Here is an 18,483-nt window from a genome sequence, read left to right on the forward strand (position 1 = left end):
CGGCCTGGCCGGGCCGGTCAGGCAGCACAAGGCTACCCCAGGAAGGGTGGTCGTGTCAGTGGGCAATGGGGCGCAGATAGGCGAGAAAACGGCGCTCCAGCAGCCGGAACACGTACACCAGTGCGAAGGTCAGCATGAAATACAGGACCGCGACAAAGATGAACGGCTGGAACGCCAGGTAGTAGGTCTTGTAGATCGCGTAAGCGGCGTTGGTCAGGTCGTACAGCGCGGGCACCACGCTGGCCAGCGAGGTGGCGTGCAGCATCATGACCACTTCGTTGGAATAGCCCGGCAGGGTGCGGCGCATGGCGCTGGGCAGGATCAGGCGGAACATCATGTTCCATTTGCCGAAGCCCGCCGCCTGGGCCGCTTCGATTTCACCCGCCGGGGTTTCCTTGATGGCACCCGCCAGCATTTCGACCGTGTAGGCACAGGTGTTGAGCGTGAACGCCAGCACGGCACAGAAGAAGGGGTCTTTGAACCAGGTGAACGGCCAGTGGGTGTCCCACAGGCCCTGCACCCACTCCAGCTGCGCAATGCCGTAGTAGATGAAATAGACTTGGATCAGCAGCGGCGTGCCGCGCACCACGTAGGTGAACAACCAGACCGGCGACGACACCCAGCGGTTGCGCGAGACCCGCATCAGCGTGAGCGGCAACGTCATCAGGGCGCCCGCAATCAGGCTGACCCCGAGCAGCTCCATGGTGGCGATCAGGCCGGTCCAGTAGAGCTGCAGATTCTGCGGCTGGAAGATGATGGCGAACTTGTCCATCAGAAATCCCCCCGCTTCACACCGACCGAATAACGTTTTTCAGCGCGGCGCAGCAACAGCAGGCTGATGCTGGAAATCAACAGGTAGAGCAGGCCAGCAAAGGCCATGAAGATGATGGCGGCGCCCGGGATCTGGCCACGTGCCGCTGCGCCCGCCTGTTTGGCCAGGTTGGTGATATCGGCCAGACCAATCACGGAGACCAGCGCGGTGGCTTTCAGCAGCACCAGCCAGTTGTTGGTGAAGCTGGGCAACGCAAAGCGCACCATTTGCGGGAGCACCATGCGCCGAAACGTGTAGAACCGGCTCATGCCAAAAGCCCAGCCGGCTTCCGACTGGCCCTTGGGCACACTCATGATCGCGCCACGGAAGGTTTCCGTCATGTAGGCGCCATACACAAAACCGATGGTCAGCACACCCGCCACAAACGGGTTGATCTGCGGACCGCTGCGAAAGCCCAGGGCTTCCGCGATGTCATTGACCAGAATCTGGCCACCGAAATACAGCAGGAGCATCCACACGAGATCCGGGACGCCCCGGATCACGGTGGAATAGATGTCGCCCACCCAGTTGAGCCATTTGTGGTGCGACAGCTTGGCTGCCGCACCGGCCAGACCCAACAGGGCGGCGACCACCAGCGCGCCCAAGGACACACCGAGGGTGACCAACAGTCCCTGCAGGATATTGAGAAAGTAGGTCGTCATCGGATCAGGACCTCCGGGCGCTCAGGCTCAGGAACCCCAGATGTCTACGCCAGGCACGTGCTTCTCGGCCAGCTCTTTCCATTTGCCGCTGTCGCGGATGGCCTTGATGCCGGCATTCAGGGCGTCGCGCAGAGCCGTGTCTTCCTTGCGGATGGCCACGCCAGCGCCAGCACCGAAGTACTTGGCATCGAATTCAACCGGGATGCGGGTGCCAGCACAGGCGTAGTCCTTGCCATCGGGCGTGGACAGGAAACCACCGTTGACTTCAACCACGTCGGCCACGGTGCCGTCCAGGCGGCCGGACTTGATGTCCAGGTAAACCTGATCCTGCGCGTCGTAAGGCACGATGGTGGCGCCAGCGGGCTGGAGCTCACCCATGGCGTATTTCTCTTGCGTGGAGGCCTTGAGCACGCCGATCTTCTTGCCCTTGAAATTCGCAGCTTCCGCGCCCAGGTTCAGCGCCGACTTCACCACCACGCACGACGGCGTGTTGTAGTACTTGCCCGTGAAGTCCACGGCCTGCTTGCGTTCTTCGGTGATCGACATCGAGGAGATGATGGCATCGTACTTCTTGGCCTGAAGGCCGGGGATCATGCCGTCCCAGGCCTGTTCGACGAAGACGCACTTGCTCTTGAGTTCATCACACAGGGCCTTGGCCACGTCGACGTCAAAACCGGCGGGTTCGCCAGATTCGGTCTTGTAGGTGAACGGCTTGTAGGTCGGGTCGATCGCGACGCGCAGTTCAGGCCACTGGCTGGCGGGAGCCGCCGGTGCTGCGGCTGCAGCAGGTTCGGCCGGGGCGGCCGGTGCCGGGGTTTCGGTCTTGCTACAACCGACCAGCGCGGCTGCACCAATCAGGCTCAGGGAAAGAAACAGGTTTTTCATGTAAGTCCTTGGTCATCAAGCATGTGGATCGACAGGATTGGCCTCCTGACGGGCGCACCAATTGTAGGTCTGGGCAGTCCAATTTCGGGGCATCGCCAGCAGGTGTTTCCCCGCATAGGCGACACGTGAAAGCTTGTATGCAATATCCGGGCCGAAGAGAAGTCTTTGTTTTCTGAAATTAACTATACATAATATACATCGTGGAATATTGAAATTCGACGAATCCACACCGCCAGAGACCCTGTCGGCTCAGCGAAATTTTGGGGACGACCTGAGAAGCCCTGAGTCAACCCGTCGAAAGTCCCGGTCACATCACCTCGTGCTGATCAGATGACCAACAAAAAAAGCCCGATCAGAGATCTCTGATCGGGCTCTCCAGGCGTGTCCGCCTGGTCGATAGATAGACCTCAGTCTTCGACGAAGGCCTCTTCGCGCTTCTTCTTGATCGAAGGCAGCAGCACGACCACCAGCAGGACCGCGGCGATAGCCAGCAGGCTGGCCGACAACGGCCGGGTCACGAACACCGACCAGTCGCCGCGGGAGATCAACATGGCACGGCGCAGGTATTCCTCCATCATGGGTCCCAGGATCAGGCCCAGCAGCAAAGGCGCCGGCTCGCAGCCCAGTTTGATGAACAGGTAGCCGATGAAGCCAAAGATGGCGACCATCCAGATGTCGAAGCTGTTGTTGTTGGTCGAGTACACGCCAATGGCGCAGAACAGCACGATGGCCGGGAACAGCCAGCGGTACGGCACGGTCAGCAGCTTGATCCAGATGCCGATCAGCGGCAGGTTCAGGATCACCAGCATCAGGTTGCCGATCCACATCGAGGCGATCAGACCCCAGAACAGTTCGGGGTTGCTGGTCATGACCTGCGGACCCGGCTGGATGTTGTGGATGGTCATGGCACCGACCATCAGCGCCATCACGGCGTTGGGCGGAATGCCCAGGGTCAGCAGCGGAATGAACGAGGTCTGCGAACCGGCATTGTTGGCCGCTTCGGGCGCCGCCACGCCGCGGATGTTGCCCTGGCCAAAGGGCACTTCACCCGGCCGGAGTTTGGTCTTCTTTTCGAGGGTGTAGGCCGTGAAGGCCGACAGCAGCGCCCCACCACCGGGCAGGATGCCCAGCGCCGAGCCCAGGGCGGTGCCGCGCAGCACGGCCGGTATCATGTTCTTGAAGTCTTCCTTGGTCGGCATGATGCCTTCGACCTTGCCGGTGAAGACTTCGCGGTGTTCTTCGGGGCGCGACAGGTTGCTGATGATCTCGCCGTATCCGAACACGCCCATGGCAATGGCCAGGAAGCTGATGCCGTCGGTGAGTTCAGGGATGTCGAAGCTGTAGCGCGCCACACCCGAGTTCACGTCGGTCCCCACCAGGCCGAGCAACAGGCCCAGCACGATCATGGCCAAGGCTTTGATGAGCGAGCCGGAGGCCAGCACCACGGCGCCAATCAGGCCCACGATCATGAGCGAGAAGTATTCGGCCGGGCCGAACTGGAGCGCCACTTCGGTCAGCGGTGGCGCGAATGCGGCCAGGATCAGGGTACCCACGCACCCGGCAAAGAAGGAGCCCAGGCCGGCTGCGGCCAGCGCCGGGCCTGCCCTGCCCTTGCGCGCCATCTGGTAACCGTCGATGACGGTCACCACCGATGAAGCCTCACCCGGCAGGTTGACCAGGATGGCGGTGGTGGAGCCACCGTATTGGGCACCGTAATAGATGCCGGCCAGCATGATGAGCGCAGCCACCGGCGGCAAGCCGTAGGTCGCGGGCAGCAGCATGGCGATGGTGGCCAGTGGCCCGATGCCGGGCAACACGCCGATCAGCGTGCCCAGCAGGCAGCCGACGAAGGCGTAGACCAGGTTCTGGAAGGTGAAGGCGACGCCAAAACCCAGTGCAAGGTTGTCAAACAATTCCATGGTGGTGCCTTGTGATCAGTTCGTGAGGAACGCAGGCCACACCGGGAACTGCAAGCTCAAGAGTTTGACAAAAGCGCCGTAGCTGCCAGCAGCCAGGATCGTCGCCAGGATGAACGTTGCCTTCAGTTTGCTGCCGGGCTGCGCCTGGCTGGAAATGAAAACCAGGGCATAGATCGCCACGATGAGGCCCATGGCCGGGAAGCCAATGGACGGCAGTCCCACCAGCAGGGCGCCGAAGGCCAGGTTGGCGCCCAGAATGAAACCCAAGGGGCGCCAGGCGAAGGCACCGACCTTGTCGCCGCCCGGGTTGCCTTTGACAAACGCCTGGAGTGTGATGATGGTGCCGAGAATGGCCAGCAGGATGCCCAGCATGAGCGGGAAATAACCCGGCCCCATGCGTGCACCCTCTCCCACGGTGTAATCCGTGGCGCCCCAGGCAAACGACCCACCCACCGCGGTGAACATGAGTCCCGAAAAAAAATCCTTCTGACTGGCCAGGGCCACGGTGCATCTCCTCAAGTTTGGAATGTGGGGCATTCTGGAGGACTGTTAACGGAATATCGATGTGGGTTACACCTACCGAGGGATTACACCTACTTGAGTCTGGGCGGTGTCCCTGCCCTGCCCCGGGCGCGGAAACGGGCCCACCGGGCCGTGTTCACCAGGTGCCGGTGGGGCGCATTCGGCGCACAAAGGCCGCAATGAGGTCGGCCGATTCCTGCCGTTCGCCCCGCCGGGCAAAGTCGATCGCCGTCAGCCCCTGTTCATTGCGCAGCAGGGGATCTGCCCCCTCTTCCAGCAACAGCTTCACCACGGCCGGATGGCCGTAATGTGCCGCCATCATCAGGGGTGTGGTGCGGTTGGGCGATTCCGCGTCGATGTAGGCGTGGTGCTCCAGCAGCAGGCGAACCATCTCCTGGCTGGCCTGGGTGGCGTTGGACGCGGCATAGTGCAAGGCCGTCCAGCCGGGCTTGTTGACCTCGGCTTTGCGCTGGATCAGGCGCCTGGCCATGTCCAGATCGCCTTTGAGTGCGGCGAGCATCAGCGGGCTTTCCCCTTTGGGGTTGCGGGCTTCAACTTTCACCGAGGGTTGTTCCAGCAGGAACAGGGCCACCTTGCGCGAACCTTCGCGCACGGCGATGAGCAGGGCGCTGTCACCGCGTGGGTCAATGGTGTTGAGGTCAAAACCACGCAGTGTGAGCCCGACCATCACGGACTCGTTGTCGAGTTTGGCCGCGCTGAAAAAATCCTCGAAGGCGCCAGCACTGGCGACCATAGAAGATGTAAAAAATGCAGTTAAAACAAAACACTTTTTAAAAAACTTAAAGTGTTTCATGAATATTTTCACACCATGATCCGGTTGAAGACCTGCTCAAAATTGCGGCTGGTGGCCTCGGCCACCACCTCCACGGCCACACCCCTGACCTCGGCGATCTGCTGCGCCACAAAGGGAACGAAGGACGGGTTGTTGGTCTTGCCGCGGTGGGGCACCGGCGCCAGATACGGGCTGTCGGTTTCGATCAGCATGCGGTCGAGCGGGACAAAACGGGCGATCTCACGCAGATCGCTGGCGTTGCGAAAGGTCAGGATGCCCGAGAACGAGATGTAGAAATCCAGCTCAAGCGCGGCCCGTGCCACCGCCTCGGTTTCGGTGAAACAGTGAAACACCCCCCTTGAGTGCGGCAGATCGGGTTGGGCCGCACGGTCAAAACCGCCTTCCTCGCGCAGGATCGCCAGCGTGTCTTCCGACGCGCTCCGGGTGTGGATCACCAGAGGCAGGTCGGTCAGACGGCCGGCGCGGATGTGGGTGCGGTAGCGCTCGCGTTGCCAGGCCATGTCGGCCACGCTGCGGCCATTCAGGCGGTAGTAGTCCAGGCCGGTCTCACCAATGCCCACGACGCGTGGCAGATCGGCGCGCCGGAGCAGATCGTCCAGTGTGGGCTCCTGAACGCCTTCGTTGTCGGGGTGCACGCCCACCGTGGCCCACAGGTTGGCGTGATCACGGGCCAGCCCGTGCACATCGTCAAACTCTTCGAGCGTCGTGCAGATGCACAGGGCGCGGTCCACCTGGGCTTTGCTCATGGCAGCCAAGATCGCTGGCAAGTCTCCGCGCAACTCCGGGAAGTTCAGGTGGCAATGGGAATCGGTGAACATGTTGGGCGGGAAAATGGCGAGATGGCTGTGGGCCCGCCCAGCGGGGCGCTGGCCACACCGCGGCTCAGATGGTCTGAGTGGGCTTGTCCGAGCCCAGGCTGGCGCCCAGAATCTCTTCGATCTTGATCTTGAGCAGGCGCGATTTTTCGTCAGCCGGAAAACGGATGCCCACACCCTGGGTGCGCCCGCCCTGCGCCTTCGCGGGCGTGACCCAGGCGACCTTGCCGGCGACCGGGTAGCGCTGCGGGTCGTCGGGCAGGCTGAGCAGCACATAGACGTCGTCGCCGATGCGGTACTCGCGGGAAGACGGAATGAAAATGCCCCCGTCGGCAAACAACGGAATGTAGGCTGCGTACAGCGCTGCCTTCTCCTTGATGGAGAGCTGGATCACGCTCGGGCGAACTGAGGCGTTGGATGCGGGGGGGCTGATGCTCATGGCCAACAAGTTTAGCGGGAAACCAGGGCCTGCCGCGTGCGGGCGGCCCAGGCTTCCTGCATCAAACCGGGGTTGTACGGGTGCTCAACCGAGCGCGCCGCGTCCAGCAGTTCGCGAGACCAACGGGCCAGCACGCCCCAGCGCGGCGCCACCGGCAGGTTCGCGGCGGCGAAGAAGCGTGGCGTGCCGCCGGCCGCCTGCACCATCAGGTCGTGGCAGAGTTTCTGCAGCAGCTCAAGTTGCTGCGCTGCGGGCCAGCCCGCCAGCGTGCTCCAGTCGCCGCGGGCCAGCGCGGCGGGCAGATCGGCCCAGGCCTTGGCGTTCAGGCCGGTGCCGGCCCAGGCCAGGGCATCCACCGGTCGCCCACCGGCCGCGCGCAGCCAGACCTGCGCTTGCTCGGGCGTGGGGCGGCTGGCCGCGTTGTCCTGGAGCCACTGCAGCGCTTCCGGTTCCGGGGGCCAGTCCATGGCATGGGTCTGGCAACGGCTGCGGATGGTGGGCAGCAGCTGGTGGGTAGCCTCGCTGGCGAGCACGAAGCGGGTGTCCCCGGGTGGCTCCTCCAGGGTCTTGAGCAAGGCGTTGGCCGTCACGTGGTTCATGCGCTCGGCCGGGTACACCAGCACCGCCAGGCCCCGCCCACGCGCACTGGTGCGCTGGGCGAAGGCCACTGTGTCGCGCATGGCCTCGACCCGGATTTCCTTGCTGGGCTTGCGCTTCTTGTCGTCGATCTCCTTCTGCGCGGTTTCGGCCAGGGGCCAGCCGCGTTCAAGCATGACCGTCTCGGGCATGAGCACCACAAAATCGGGGTGGGCGTGGGTATCAACCATGTGGCAGCTGGCGCAGACCCCGCAGGGGCCCGACGCCGTGGGCTGCTCGCACAACCAGCTCTGCGCCAGCGCCAGCGCCAGCTCGTATTGCCCCAGGCCCGATGGCCCCTGCAACAGCCAGGCATGCCCCCGCTGTGCGAGCAGTGCCTGCAGCTGGCGCTGAACCCAGGGTGCGCGGGTTGCCATGGGTGGGGCGACGGTGTCAGGGGGTGTTGAACGGGTTGCCATGGGTGGGGCGTCAGCTGGCGGAAGGGCCGGATTCAGCCGGTGCCGGCAACCAGCCCCGCTGGGCGAACGCCACCGCGATGGCGGCCCAGACCTGCTCACGCGGCTGGTCGGCGTTGATGCGCGCAAAGCGCCACGGCTCGGCTTCGGCACGCGCCGCATAGCCCGCAGCGACGGCCTGGAAAAACGCCACCGGCTGGGCTTCAAAGCGGTCGGGCACACGGGCGCCGGCCAGCCGGGCCGCGGCGGTCTCGGCCGGCAGATCGAACCAGACCGTCAGATCGGGCTGGCGGATGCCATGGCCCTGCAGGGCAGGCGTCGCCTGCACCCAGCGCTCCAGCGTGCCGAGGGTCTGCAGGTCAAAACCACGACCACCGCCCTGGTAGGCAAAGGTGGCGTCGGTGAAGCGATCACACAGCACCACATCGCCGCGCGCCAGCGCCGGTTCGATCACCGTCAACAGATGGTCGCGCCGGGCGGCGAACACCAGCAGCGACTCGGTGAGCGGGTCCATGGCGTCGCCGAGTACCATGGCGCGCAGCTTTTCGGCCAGCGGTGTGCCGCCGGGTTCGCGCGTGAGGGTCACGTTGCGGCCCTGGCTGCGGAAAGCATCGGCGAGGTTCGCGATGTGGGTGGACTTGCCCGCACCGTCGATGCCCTCAAAAGAGATGAACAGGCCTGTCGAACCAACCGTCATTTCAGGGCTCCATCGTGCCGACGAAGGACGCGGCCCAGCACACACCGCAGAACCGGCTTTGCCGGGCGGCTGGTGTGGTCCCCCCTGCTCAGGGGGGAAGACGCGAAGCGGCGCAGGGGGGTCATTTGCTTTGATAGCGGCGCACCGCCGAATTGTGTTCGTCAAGCGTGGCGCTGAACTGGCTGCTGCCGTCGCCGCGCGCCACAAAATACATCGCGGGTGTGGCCGCCGGTTTGACCGCCGCCAGCAAGGAGTTCCAGCCCGGCATGGCGATCGGCGTGGGCGGCAGGCCGGCGCGGGTGTAGGTGTTGTAAGGGCCGTCGGTTTCGAGGTCCGTCCGGCGCAGGTTGCCATCGAAGCGTTCACCCAGGCCGTAGATCACCGTGGGATCGGTCTGCAGCCGCATGCCGATGCGCAGACGGTTGCTGAACACGCCGGCCACCATCGACCGGTCGACTTCGGCTCCCGTCTCTTTTTCGACGATGCTGGCCAGGATCAGCGCCTCTTCGGGCGAGCGCAGCGGCGAATCTGGCGCGCGCTGGGCCCAGGCTTCAGCCAGTCGCTGGTCCATGGCCTGGGCCGCCTGGCGCAACACGCTGGACGCCGTGGCGTGTTTGACCATGCGGTAGGTGTCGGGGAAAAAGCGGCCTTCCGGGTGCCGCCCGGCGTAGCCGATGCGGGCCATGATGTCGGCCATGCCCAGGCCGTCAAGATCCTGGTTCAGGTCGGGCGAAGCACGCACCGCCGCCAGCACCTCGCGCACGTTCCAGCCTTCGACCAGGGTCAGGCTGCGCAGCGCCTGCTCACCCCGTACCAGCTGGTCCAGCAGGCTGCGCGGCGTGGCGCCGGGTTTGATTTCATAGACGCCGGCCTTGATCGACCGGCCCTGCCCTGAAGCTCGAAACCAGGCGTAGAGCAGGACGGTCGGCACCCTGACCCCGGCACTGGTCACGGCTTGGGCCACCACACGCGCCGAGCTGCCCGGCTGGATGTTCAATTCCACTGGTGCTTGCGCGCTGGCATCGGCTGGCAGCAGCAGCGGCTCGTGCAACCACCACCAGGCGGCGCCCGCGGCCAGTCCCATCGCGAGCAGCGGCAGCCAGAACAACAGGAACAACAGACGTTTCACGGGTCGGGGATGGTGCGAGGAGATGGGTGACGCCGCCGGCAGAGACCCGGGCCAAAGATGATAATCGACCGCTGTTCCCCTGCTCGCCACACACCCACGCCACACCACCCACGCCATGAACCCGCCCACCTTGCCCAGCGTTCCCCTGCCCGCGCTCCACGGCGCGACCCCGCTGCCCCAACTGGGGATCATCCGCGTCCAGGGCGAAGACGCGGCGAAGTTCCTGCACGGCCAGTTGACGCAGGACTTTGCCATGCTCGGCCTGTCCGAAGCGCGGCTGGCGGCGTTCTGTTCGGCCAAGGGCCGCATGCTGGCGAGTTTTGTCGGCTTCAAGCTCGCGCACGACGACGTGCTGCTGGTTTGCAGCCGCGACCTGCTGCCAGCCACGCTCAAGCGCCTGTCGATGTTCGTGCTGCGGGCCAAGGCCCGGCTGAGTGACGCGAGCGAGGAATTTCAGGTCTGGGGGCTCAGCGGGTCCGCCGCGCCAGCAGACGCCAAACCCTGGAGCAAGTCCGGCGAGGCGGGCGGCGCTCAAACCATCGCGATTTACCCGTCACAAGGCCTGCCCCGCGCGCTGTGGGTGGCACCGACCGGCCACCCGCCGCCCGCGGGCGATGCCCTGCCCGAAGCCCACTGGGCCTGGCTGGATGTGATGGCCGGCGTGGCCACCCTCACCCAGCCGATCGCGGAAGCCTTTGTGCCGCAGATGCTGAACTACGAATCGGTGGGCGGCGTGAACTTCAAAAAAGGTTGTTACCCCGGGCAGGAAGTGGTGGCGCGCAGCCAGTTCCGCGGCACGCTCAAGCGCCGTGCGTTTCTGGTGCAGGCCGATGAGCCTTTGACCGTGGGGCAAGACGTGTTTCACAGCAGCGACGCCGAACAGCCCTGCGGGACGGTGGCCGCTGCTGCAGCCAACCCTGCGGGCGGCTGGAGCGCCACCGTGTCCATGCAGACCAGCGCGGCAGCGGGCGGCAGCCTGCACGCCGGCAGTGCCACGGGCCCGGTGTTGCACCTGTTGCCCCTCCCCTACCCGCTGCTGGAAGACGTCTGACCGCCTCGGGCGGGTCCCGCCATGTGCCTGATCGCCTTTGCCATCGATGCCAGCCCGGTCTGTCCGTTGCTGATCGCGGCCAACCGCGACGAATTCCTGGACCGGCCGACGGCTCCTCTGCACCACTGGACCCTGCCCGACGGCGCCGGTGTGGTCGCCGGGCGCGACCTGCGGGACGGCGGCACCTGGCTGGGGGTGAGCGAAACCGGTCGTGTGGCCATGCTCACCAATGTGCGCAGCACCCAGGCCGGGCCGGGCCAGCGCAGCCGGGGTGAACTGGTCACCCGCTGGCTGCGCGGCGGGCTGAGCTGGGAGGCGCTGCTGGATGATCTCGATCCGGCCGCGTACGGCGGCTTCAACCTGGTGGTGGGTGATTTCCACAACCAGTTCTGGGCCTGGGCCGGCAACCGCGACCCCGAGCATCCGCACGACGAACATCCCACCGGTTTGCACAGCCGGCGCTTGCAGGCGGGTGTCTACGGCTTGTCCAACGCAGCGCTCGACACCCCCTGGCCCAAGAGCGAACGGCTGAAGCAGGCGCTCGGCGATTGCCTCGCGCAGCCCGCTTCTTCACCCCTGCCGATCACTAGGCTCACCGATGCGCTGGCCGACGCGCGGCGCGTGCCCACACACGAACTGCCGGAAACCGGTGTTCCGTTGGAGATGGAACACGGTCTGTCCAGCCCCTTTGTCAGCCTGCCCGAGCGTGGCTACGGCACCCGCAGCAGTCTGGTCCTGAGCGTGCAGATGTCAGAAACCCGTGCGGCGCCGGCGGCCTGGCGGGTGGCCGTGGACGAGTGGACCCACGCACCCGTGGCCGGTCAAGGGCATGCCTGGAACCCGCACAACCGGCGCAGCGAAACACTGTTCTGGTGATTCAGACGAGCGGCTTGAACATCTCCTGATGTTCAATGCCCGCCTCTTCGAACGACGCCCCCCGCGCCTGGTAACCCAGCCGCTCGTAAAAGCCCACGGCGCTGCGCTGGGCATGCAGCATCACTTCGCGTTCTCCGGCGTCGCGGGCCGCGTCCATCAGCGCCTGCAGCACCTGGCGCCCCAGGTGGCCGCCGCGCAGCACGCGGTGCACCGCCAGGCGTCCAACCTTCACCACCCCCGGCCCGTGCGGCACGAAGCGCCCGGTCGCCACCGGCTGACCCAGGCGGTTGTAGACCACGGCGTGCACCGCCGTCAGATCGGCCGCGTCGCTCTCCAGGTCTTTGGGAATGCGCTGCTCCTCCACAAACACCGCGGTGCGGATGCGGCGGGCATCGTCGCCGAGCTCGCTCCAGCGCCCGACCTTGATCGTCACCATGGCCTCACCAGCCTCGTAGCCGAGAACGGTGTCGCGCAAGGCCTGGGGCACCGGGCGCGAGGTCTGCGTGGCCGGGTCGGCGAACACGTAGACCAGTTCGCACGAGATCAGGTGTTCCTCGCCGCGGAAGATCGCGCCGGTGAAGGTCATGGACGAGGTGCCGATGCGGTTGCACTTCATGGCCACCTCGATCTGGTCGTCCACCCGCGCCGAAGCGTGGAACTCCACCGTCGCCTTGACGACGTAGAGATCACCATCGAGCTGCTGCATCGACTCCTCGTAAGGCAAGGCCAGCGCACGCCAGTAGTCGGCGATGGCGGTGTCGAAATACATCAGGTAGTGCGCGTTGAACACGATCTTCTGCATGTCCACCTCGGCCCAGCGCACGCGCAGGCGGTGGAAGAAGCGGAAGTCGGCGCGTTTCATCGTGGGCATCTCAGTGGTCTCCAAAAGCATGGCGCAAAGCGCGGGCAGCGTCGTTGTGCGCGGTCAGGGCCTGCGGGATGGCGCGGCCAAACTGGATGAAGCCGTGCACCACACCGGCGTAGATCTCCAGGTCGACCGGCACACCCGCCATGCGCAGGCGGTCGGCGTATTGCACGCCCTCGTCCGTCAGCGGGTCGCATTCCGCCAGGCCGATCCAGACCGGGGCCACGCCGTCGAAGTCGCGCACCTGGCGTGATTCGTCCACGCCGTCGAGCGGGGCGAAGCGCCAGTCGTCGCGGTCCTGCGGCGAGCGCAGGTAGTGGTTGAAGAAGTAGGTGATGTGGGCCTCTTCGAGCAAGAAGCCTTTGGCGAAGGTCTTGTGGCTGGGGGTGTTCTGGTGGCCGGCGGTGCCGGGGTAGAACAGCAGTTGCAAAGCCAGCGGCCAGCCGGCGTCGCGGGCGCCGAGCGCGGTGACGGCCGCGAGGGTACCGCCCGCGCTGTCGCCGCCCACCGCGATCCGGCTGCCGTCCAGCCGCAGCGTCGCAGCGTTCTCGCGCAGCCAGGCCAGGCTGTCCCAGGCGTCGTGCACGGCGGTGGGGAACTGCCACTCCGGTGCCAGCCGGTAGTCCACCGAGACCACCGCGCAATGCGCGAGGTGGGCCAGGTGGCGGCACAGCGGTTCGTGCGTGGCCACGCTGCCGACGGTGAAGCCGCCGCCGTGGAAGTACAGCAGCACCGGCAGCGGGTGCGCCGATGCGGGGGCGAACAGCCGGGCAGGCAGCTCAAAGCCGTCACGCGCCGGGATCTTCAGATCGTCCACCCGCACCAGTTTGTGCGAGGGGATGTCGAGCACCCCGGCGCCCGCCTCGTAGGCCTGCTTGGCCTGGGCAGGCGAAAGCGCGTGCATGGGCGGGTGGCCGGCGCGGGCGATGCGGTCGAGCACGCCGCGCATGGCGGTCGTGAGCAGGGAGCGGGGGTTGGGGTGGTGCGACATGGGTGGAAAAAGTATGCGCCGGATTGTGGCTGTCTTTTGTGCGACCGGCGGTCACGCCGGTGGCATTGGCCTCAAGAGAGTGCGGCCGTATAGTTTTGCCTTTCGCCTCCTACAACCACACGAGACAAACATGGCCCAGATTCTCTATGTCACCAACATCCTGATTGACTTTGGCGTGCTCGCGCAGCTGCAGGCCGAATGCGAACGCGTGGGCATCCGCCGCCCGCTGATCGTGACCGACGCGGGTGTGAAGGCCGCCGGGCTGCTGGACAAGGCGCTCGCCGCCCTGCCCGGCCTGAAGCCTGCCGTGTTTGACCAGACGCCGTCGAACCCGAACGAAGCGGCGGTGCGTGCGGCCGTGGCGGTGTACCAGACCGAGGGCTGCGACGGCCTGATCGCACTCGGCGGTGGCAGCTCCATCGACTGCGCCAAGGGCGTGGCCATCGCCGCGGTGCACGAGGGCCCGCTCAAGACCTACGCCACCATCGAAGGCGGCTCACCGAAGATCACCGACCGCGTGCCGCCGCTGATCGCCGTGCCGACCACCGCGGGCACGGGCAGCGAGGTGGCGCGCGGCGCCATCGTGATCGTGGACGACGGCCGCAAGCTGGGCTTCCACAGCTGGCACCTGGTGCCCAAAACCGCCTTGCTCGACCCCGAGCTCACGCTCGGCCTGCCACCCATGCTGACCGCCGCCACCGGCATGGACGCCATCGCCCACTGCATGGAAACCTTCATGGCGCCGGCCTTCAACCCGCCGGCCGACGGCATCGGCCTCGATGGCCTGATGCGCGGCTGGGCGCACATCGAGCGCGCCACCAAGGACGGCAGCGACCGCGAGGCGCGCCTGAACATGATGAGCGCCAGCATGCAGGGCGCGATGGCGTTCCAGAAAGGCCTGGGCTGTGTGCATTCGCTCAGCCACAGCCTGGGCGGCGTCAACCCGCGCCTGCACCACGGCACGCTCAACGCCATGTTCCTGCCCGCGGTGGTGCGTTTCAACGCCGAAGCCGAGTCGATGAAGAAAGACCGGCGGCTGGATCGCATGGCGCACGCCATGGGTCTGGCCAGCGGCAGCGACATCGGTGAAGCGATCAAGGACATGAACGCCCGACTGGGCCTGCCCGCCGGCCTGGCTGCCATGGGCGTGACGCCCGACTTGTTCGACAAAGTCATCGAAGGCGCGCTGGCCGACCACTGCCACAAGACCAACCCGCGCATCGCCAGCGCGGAGGAATACCGCCAGATGCTGGAAGCGGCCATGTGAGGTGCTCGGACTTGGCCGGGTCGCGGCCTGCAAGGTGTTTGCAGACAGGGGATACTGGCGCCCTTCGACACACCTCAGGAGCACCGCATGAAGGCCCAGAACATTCTCGACACCATCGGCAACACCCCCCACGTGCGCATCCAGCGGCTGTTTGCCGGCGCCTCGCAGCAGGTGTGGATCAAGTCCGAACGCAGCAACCCCGGCGGCTCGATCAAGGACCGCATTGCGCTGGCGATGGTGGAAGACGCCGAACAGTCAGGAGCCCTGCAACCCGGCGGCACGATCGTGGAGCCGACCTCGGGCAACACCGGCATCGGACTGGCCATGGTGGCGGCTGTCAAGGGCTACAAGCTGGTGCTGGTCATGCCCGACAGCATGTCCGTCGAGCGTCGCCGCCTGATGCTGGCCTACGGCGCGAGCTTCGACCTGACCCCGCGTGAAAAAGGCATGAAAGGCGCGATCGCCCGGGCCGAAGAAATCGTCGCCAGCACGCCCGGCGCCTGGATGCCGCAGCAGTTCAACAACCCGGCCAACGTCGCGATCCACGCCAAAACCACGGCCGCCGAAATCGCCGCCGATTTCCCTGAGGGAGTCGATGTGCTGATCACTGGGGTGGGCACCGGGGGGCACATCACCGGTTGTGCGCAGGTGCTGAAAGCCAAATGGCCCCAACTCAAGGTGTACGCGGTGGAGCCGGTGGCCTCGCCGGTCATTTCGGGTGGCAGCCCGGCGCCCCACCCGATCCAGGGCATCGGCGCGGGCTTCATCCCCAACAACCTCGACACCACCCTGCTCGACGGTGTGATCCAGGTGGACGCCGAACCGGCCCGCGAGATGGCCCGCCGCTGCGCCCGAGAAGAAGGCATGCTGGTCGGCATTTCGTCGGGCGCGACACTGGCCGCCATCGCGCAGAAACTGCCCGAACTGCCGGCCAACGCCGTGGTGCTGGGCTTCAACTACGACACCGGCGAGCGCTACCTGTCGGTGGAGGGCTTCCTGCCCGCCTGACGCCGATCAGATGCGCGTCATCGACTTGTCGTAGAACGTGTTGGGGTAACCCTGCGCGTCCTTGGCGGCGTCGGGGTCACCGATCTGCAGGGTGTTGCCGTTCACATAGAGCAGCACTTTCGCGGAGCCTTGGTCGGAAGTCCCGGCGAACTTGTCGGCCGTCACGCTGCCCACGATCTTGGTGCCGTCGTGTGACATGACCATGTGGGTGAACACCTTGGTGTTCTTCACGCTGGGGCCGGAACACGAGGTGCCGATGTAGAAATAGGCCACCACCTCACCGGTGAAGCCCGTGGCAGAGGCCTTGGTGAAATCGGCGCGCAGATGGGCCGACGCGCCACTGTCTTCATAACACGCGCTCTCCCAGGAGCCGATGTATTTGGCCACCGGATCACCCGAGGTGTCACCCGGCTTCGGATCGTCGTTGCCGCCGCAGGCGGTGAGCGCGGCGATGGCCAGGCTCAGCCCGACCAGTTTGAATGCATGGCGGATGTGCGTCGTCATAAGGTGTGTCCAGAAATGAAATGGGGTGAGTCGAACAATAACAAGAACAATAACAAGGGTTGGGCTCCGCAACCGTGTGGAAACGAACAGACACCCCTTGGGGATTCTGGCCCAAAACCACCCCGCCTCCGGAGCGCGGAGCGTCCGCGCGTGTAACAAAAACCAGCGCTGAATTCAGCCGCCCCGCACCATGGCCAGCACCTTGCCCATGTCCAGCGACTGGGCCTGTGCCTGGATCTGCGGCAGGTATTGCGCCTGCAACTGCTTGGCCGGGGTGAGCAGTTTCTGGAAGGTCTCCTGCAACAGCGCCGTGCTCATCACCCGGCCACCCGCGTAATAGCGCCGGGCCACCTGGCCGAGGGCGTAGGTGGTGGCAAACGAAAACGCCACGCCGGTGGCAGCGCGGCCCAGACCACCCAAGGTGCGCCCGGCCATCTTGCCCAGCAGGCCCCCGAGCAGCTGGCGACCGAATTGCTCGATGTACTGCGAGGTCGCGCCCACGCCCGCGGCCGCGATGAACTCGCGGATGTGGCCCTGGTCCAGTTCCACGCCGTGGGCCTTGCCGATGTTGTAGACCAGGCGCACCTGCAGCGGGATGATGGCCATCGAGGCCCAGGATTGCGGCAACAATTCGAGCGCGCCGTTGAGCATGGCCGCGTTCAGGATGGTCTTGTCGAGCTGGGCGTCGAGAGCGGCATCCCGTGGCGCCGCCTGCGGCACAGCTTGCGCCGCCGAAGCGGCCACGACCACGGGCACGGCCAGCGGTGCGGCCTGGTCGGCCGCATCGAGCACAGCCGCTTCCTCGCGCTCGAACGCCGAGGCCTCGGCCGCGTCCAGTTGCAGGCGGGCTTTCAGGTCGGCCAGGAAGCTGGTCTCGGCGGGGCTCTGGCGCCCGTCCGCATCACAAACACACACCGCCATTTCATAAGCCAGCTGGCGCTGGCCGGCGTCCGTCAGGCCGGCCACGGCGTCGGCCAGCGTCACGCGTTTCAGCAGCACATCCTGGTAAAGCTGAGCCAGCCCGGCGCCACCGCTCTCGTGACCCAGTGTCTCGGCCAGCTTGCGGATGGCCTCGCGCTCGGTGTCGGCCTTGTGACCGTCGGCAAAGGCTGCCAGCAGGGCGATGGTGAGGATGGACTGTTGTTCGTTGGCTTGCATGGGGTGTTTCGAGTGGGGTTGTGACCAAGTGACCCCGGTAGAGCCCGTTGCGTGTTTCAAGTTCCGGCGCTGGCCCGAGCCGGTTGTGATACCCCCTGTCACGCAGCGCCCGCGGCGCAAGCCCGATAATCGGTCCATGCGTTTTCTCATCGACTTCTTTCCCATCGGCCTTTTTGTGGCGGCCTACAAGCTGCACGACATCTACACCGCCACCGCGGTGCTCATGGTCGCCACGCTGGTGCAGACGGGCCTCATCTACGCCATCGACCGCCGGCTGCAGACCCTGCAGAAGGTCACGCTGGTGCTGGTGATCGTGTTCGGCGTGCTCACCCTGGCGCTGCACGATGAACGCTTCATCAAGTGGAAACCCACTGTGTTGTACGCGAGCATGGCGATCGTGCTGGGTGCGGCGCTATGGGTCTGGAAGAAGAACTTCCTGCAGATATTGCTGGGCAGCCAGCTGTCGCTGCCGACCGCGGTCTGGGCGCGGCTCACCGTGATCTGGATCGGCTATTTCCTCTTCATGGCCGGCATCAACGCCTATGTGGCGGCCTACTACTCCACCGAAGACTGGGTCAACTTCAAGCTCTGGGGCTATGTGTTCCCGATCGTCTTCATCGTCGGTCAGGGCCTGTACATCGCGCGCTACCTGAAAGATGGCGACACCCCCGGCGACGGAGCCCAGAAACCATGAACGCAACACCCACCCCTGTGATCAGCACCGCCCCGGCTCTGGAAGCTGCGCTGCGCGAGGCCCTGGCGCCCGCGGTGCTGGAAGTGATCGACGAAAGTGCGGCCCACGCCGGCCATGCGGGCGCCAACGGCCTGGGTCACGGCACGCACTTCCGGGTGCGCATCGGCGGGGCGGCCTTCGCGGGCAAAAGCCGCGTGGCACAACACCGGCTTGTGTATGATGCGCTGCAAAAATTCACCGACGCGGGCCTGCACGCGCTGGCGATTGAAATCCAGGCCTGACCAGTCAGCACATGGGCCTGGCAACCATCTGAGCCCTGTTTGC

General features: G+C 65.6%; 21 protein-coding genes. 6 read left to right on the top strand and 15 right to left on the bottom strand.

Features of this window, described 5'->3' with window-relative positions:
• Positions 1-55 precede the first annotated feature (55 nt).
• From ACN5W5_RS17435 to mltG, 11 genes are all read right to left on the bottom strand, one after another.
• On the bottom strand, positions 56-772 hold the full coding sequence (locus tag ACN5W5_RS17435; RefSeq protein ID WP_420049752.1) for an ABC transporter permease: 717 nt from the start codon (positions 770-772) through the stop codon (positions 56-58).
• Positions 772-1,473: an ABC transporter permease gene (locus ACN5W5_RS17440; RefSeq protein ID WP_177134095.1), complete on the bottom strand. Its 702-nt coding sequence runs from the start codon at positions 1,471-1,473 to the stop codon at positions 772-774. Before ACN5W5_RS17440 ends, ACN5W5_RS17435 begins: the two co-directional genes overlap by 1 nt.
• 27 nt (positions 1,474-1,500) lie before the next feature.
• Positions 1,501-2,358, bottom strand: a complete 858-nt coding sequence (locus ACN5W5_RS17445; RefSeq protein WP_177134092.1) for a transporter substrate-binding domain-containing protein — start codon at positions 2,356-2,358, stop codon at positions 1,501-1,503.
• Between the two features lie 407 nt (positions 2,359-2,765).
• Positions 2,766-4,277, bottom strand: a complete 1,512-nt coding sequence (locus ACN5W5_RS17450; protein WP_420049753.1) for a tripartite tricarboxylate transporter permease — start codon at positions 4,275-4,277, stop codon at positions 2,766-2,768.
• 15 nt (positions 4,278-4,292) lie between these two features.
• Complete coding sequence (locus tag ACN5W5_RS17455; protein WP_420049754.1) at positions 4,293-4,781, bottom strand: tripartite tricarboxylate transporter TctB family protein; 489 nt, start codon at positions 4,779-4,781, stop codon at positions 4,293-4,295.
• 154 nt (positions 4,782-4,935) lie between these two features.
• Positions 4,936-5,553 (bottom strand): ankyrin repeat domain-containing protein, encoded by a 618-nt coding sequence (locus ACN5W5_RS17460; RefSeq protein WP_420049755.1) that lies wholly within the window; start codon positions 5,551-5,553, stop codon positions 4,936-4,938.
• A 68-nt stretch (positions 5,554-5,621) separates the two neighbouring features.
• Complete coding sequence (locus ACN5W5_RS17465; protein WP_420049756.1) at positions 5,622-6,431, bottom strand: TatD family hydrolase; 810 nt, start codon at positions 6,429-6,431, stop codon at positions 5,622-5,624.
• Positions 6,432-6,495: 64 nt separating this feature from the next.
• Complete coding sequence (locus ACN5W5_RS17470) at positions 6,496-6,867, bottom strand: PilZ domain-containing protein (protein WP_420049757.1); 372 nt, start codon at positions 6,865-6,867, stop codon at positions 6,496-6,498.
• Between the two features lie 11 nt (positions 6,868-6,878).
• Entirely contained in the window at positions 6,879-7,880 is a 1,002-nt protein-coding gene (locus ACN5W5_RS17475; protein ID WP_420049758.1) for a DNA polymerase III subunit delta', read from the bottom strand.
• 52 nt (positions 7,881-7,932) lie between these two features.
• Positions 7,933-8,616, bottom strand: coding sequence for a dTMP kinase (tmk, locus tag ACN5W5_RS17480; RefSeq protein WP_420049759.1), 684 nt, complete (start codon positions 8,614-8,616; stop codon positions 7,933-7,935).
• 121 nt (positions 8,617-8,737) lie between these two features.
• Positions 8,738-9,745 carry an endolytic transglycosylase MltG gene (gene mltG / locus ACN5W5_RS17485; RefSeq protein ID WP_420049760.1) on the bottom strand — a complete coding sequence of 336 codons (1,008 nt, stop codon included), beginning with the start codon at positions 9,743-9,745 and terminating at the stop codon, positions 8,738-8,740.
• Positions 9,746-9,860: 115 nt separating this feature from the next.
• Between mltG and ACN5W5_RS17490 the strand changes: the two genes are divergently transcribed.
• Together ACN5W5_RS17490 and ACN5W5_RS17495 are read left to right on the top strand one after the other, a co-directional pair.
• Positions 9,861-10,796: a YgfZ/GcvT domain-containing protein gene (locus ACN5W5_RS17490; RefSeq protein WP_420049761.1), complete on the top strand. Its 936-nt coding sequence runs from the start codon at positions 9,861-9,863 to the stop codon at positions 10,794-10,796.
• 21 nt (positions 10,797-10,817) lie between these two features.
• Positions 10,818-11,672, top strand: coding sequence for an NRDE family protein (locus ACN5W5_RS17495; RefSeq protein ID WP_420049762.1), 855 nt, complete (start codon positions 10,818-10,820; stop codon positions 11,670-11,672).
• 1 nt (position 11,673) lies between these two features.
• On the opposite strand, the gene ACN5W5_RS17500 is transcribed toward ACN5W5_RS17495, so the two are convergent.
• Positions 11,674-12,534, bottom strand: a complete 861-nt coding sequence (locus tag ACN5W5_RS17500; protein ID WP_420049975.1) for a YbgC/FadM family acyl-CoA thioesterase — start codon at positions 12,532-12,534, stop codon at positions 11,674-11,676.
• A gap of 10 nt (positions 12,535-12,544) precedes the next feature.
• Positions 12,545-13,528 (bottom strand): alpha/beta hydrolase, encoded by a 984-nt coding sequence (locus tag ACN5W5_RS17505; RefSeq protein WP_420049763.1) that lies wholly within the window; start codon positions 13,526-13,528, stop codon positions 12,545-12,547.
• A 130-nt stretch (positions 13,529-13,658) separates the two neighbouring features.
• Here ACN5W5_RS17505 and ACN5W5_RS17510 point away from each other — a divergent pair, with 130 nt between their 5' ends.
• The gene (locus ACN5W5_RS17510; RefSeq protein WP_420049764.1) at positions 13,659-14,795 is read left to right on the top strand and encodes an iron-containing alcohol dehydrogenase; all 1,137 of its coding nucleotides are present in this window, start codon (positions 13,659-13,661) and stop codon (positions 14,793-14,795) included.
• Positions 14,796-14,882: 87 nt separating this feature from the next.
• Complete coding sequence (cysK, locus tag ACN5W5_RS17515; RefSeq protein WP_420049765.1) at positions 14,883-15,803, top strand: cysteine synthase A; 921 nt, start codon at positions 14,883-14,885, stop codon at positions 15,801-15,803.
• Positions 15,804-15,809: 6 nt separating this feature from the next.
• Here cysK and ACN5W5_RS17520 read toward each other — a convergent pair whose 3' ends face one another.
• Together ACN5W5_RS17520 and ACN5W5_RS17525 are read right to left on the bottom strand one after the other, a co-directional pair.
• Complete coding sequence (locus ACN5W5_RS17520) at positions 15,810-16,307, bottom strand: hypothetical protein (protein ID WP_420049766.1); 498 nt, start codon at positions 16,305-16,307, stop codon at positions 15,810-15,812.
• Between the two features lie 174 nt (positions 16,308-16,481).
• On the bottom strand, positions 16,482-17,630 hold the full coding sequence (locus ACN5W5_RS17525) for a YcjF family protein (protein ID WP_420049767.1): 1,149 nt from the start codon (positions 17,628-17,630) through the stop codon (positions 16,482-16,484).
• On the opposite strand from ACN5W5_RS17525, the gene ACN5W5_RS17530 reads away from it, so the two are divergent.
• Together ACN5W5_RS17530 and ACN5W5_RS17535 are read left to right on the top strand one after the other, a co-directional pair.
• Positions 17,602-18,159, top strand: a complete 558-nt coding sequence (locus tag ACN5W5_RS17530) for a septation protein A (RefSeq protein ID WP_420049768.1) — start codon at positions 17,602-17,604, stop codon at positions 18,157-18,159. The genes ACN5W5_RS17525 and ACN5W5_RS17530 overlap by 29 nt on opposite strands.
• A complete protein-coding gene (locus ACN5W5_RS17535; RefSeq protein WP_420049769.1) occupies positions 18,156-18,440 on the top strand; it encodes a BolA family protein in 285 nt (94 codons plus the stop codon). The genes ACN5W5_RS17530 and ACN5W5_RS17535 overlap by 4 nt, the downstream gene beginning before the upstream one ends.
• The last annotated feature ends 43 nt before the right edge of the window (positions 18,441-18,483 follow it).

It is taken from the genome of Hydrogenophaga sp. ZJX-1, assembly GCF_048590325.1.
Lineage (GTDB): Bacteria > Pseudomonadota > Gammaproteobacteria > Burkholderiales > Burkholderiaceae_C > Hydrogenophaga.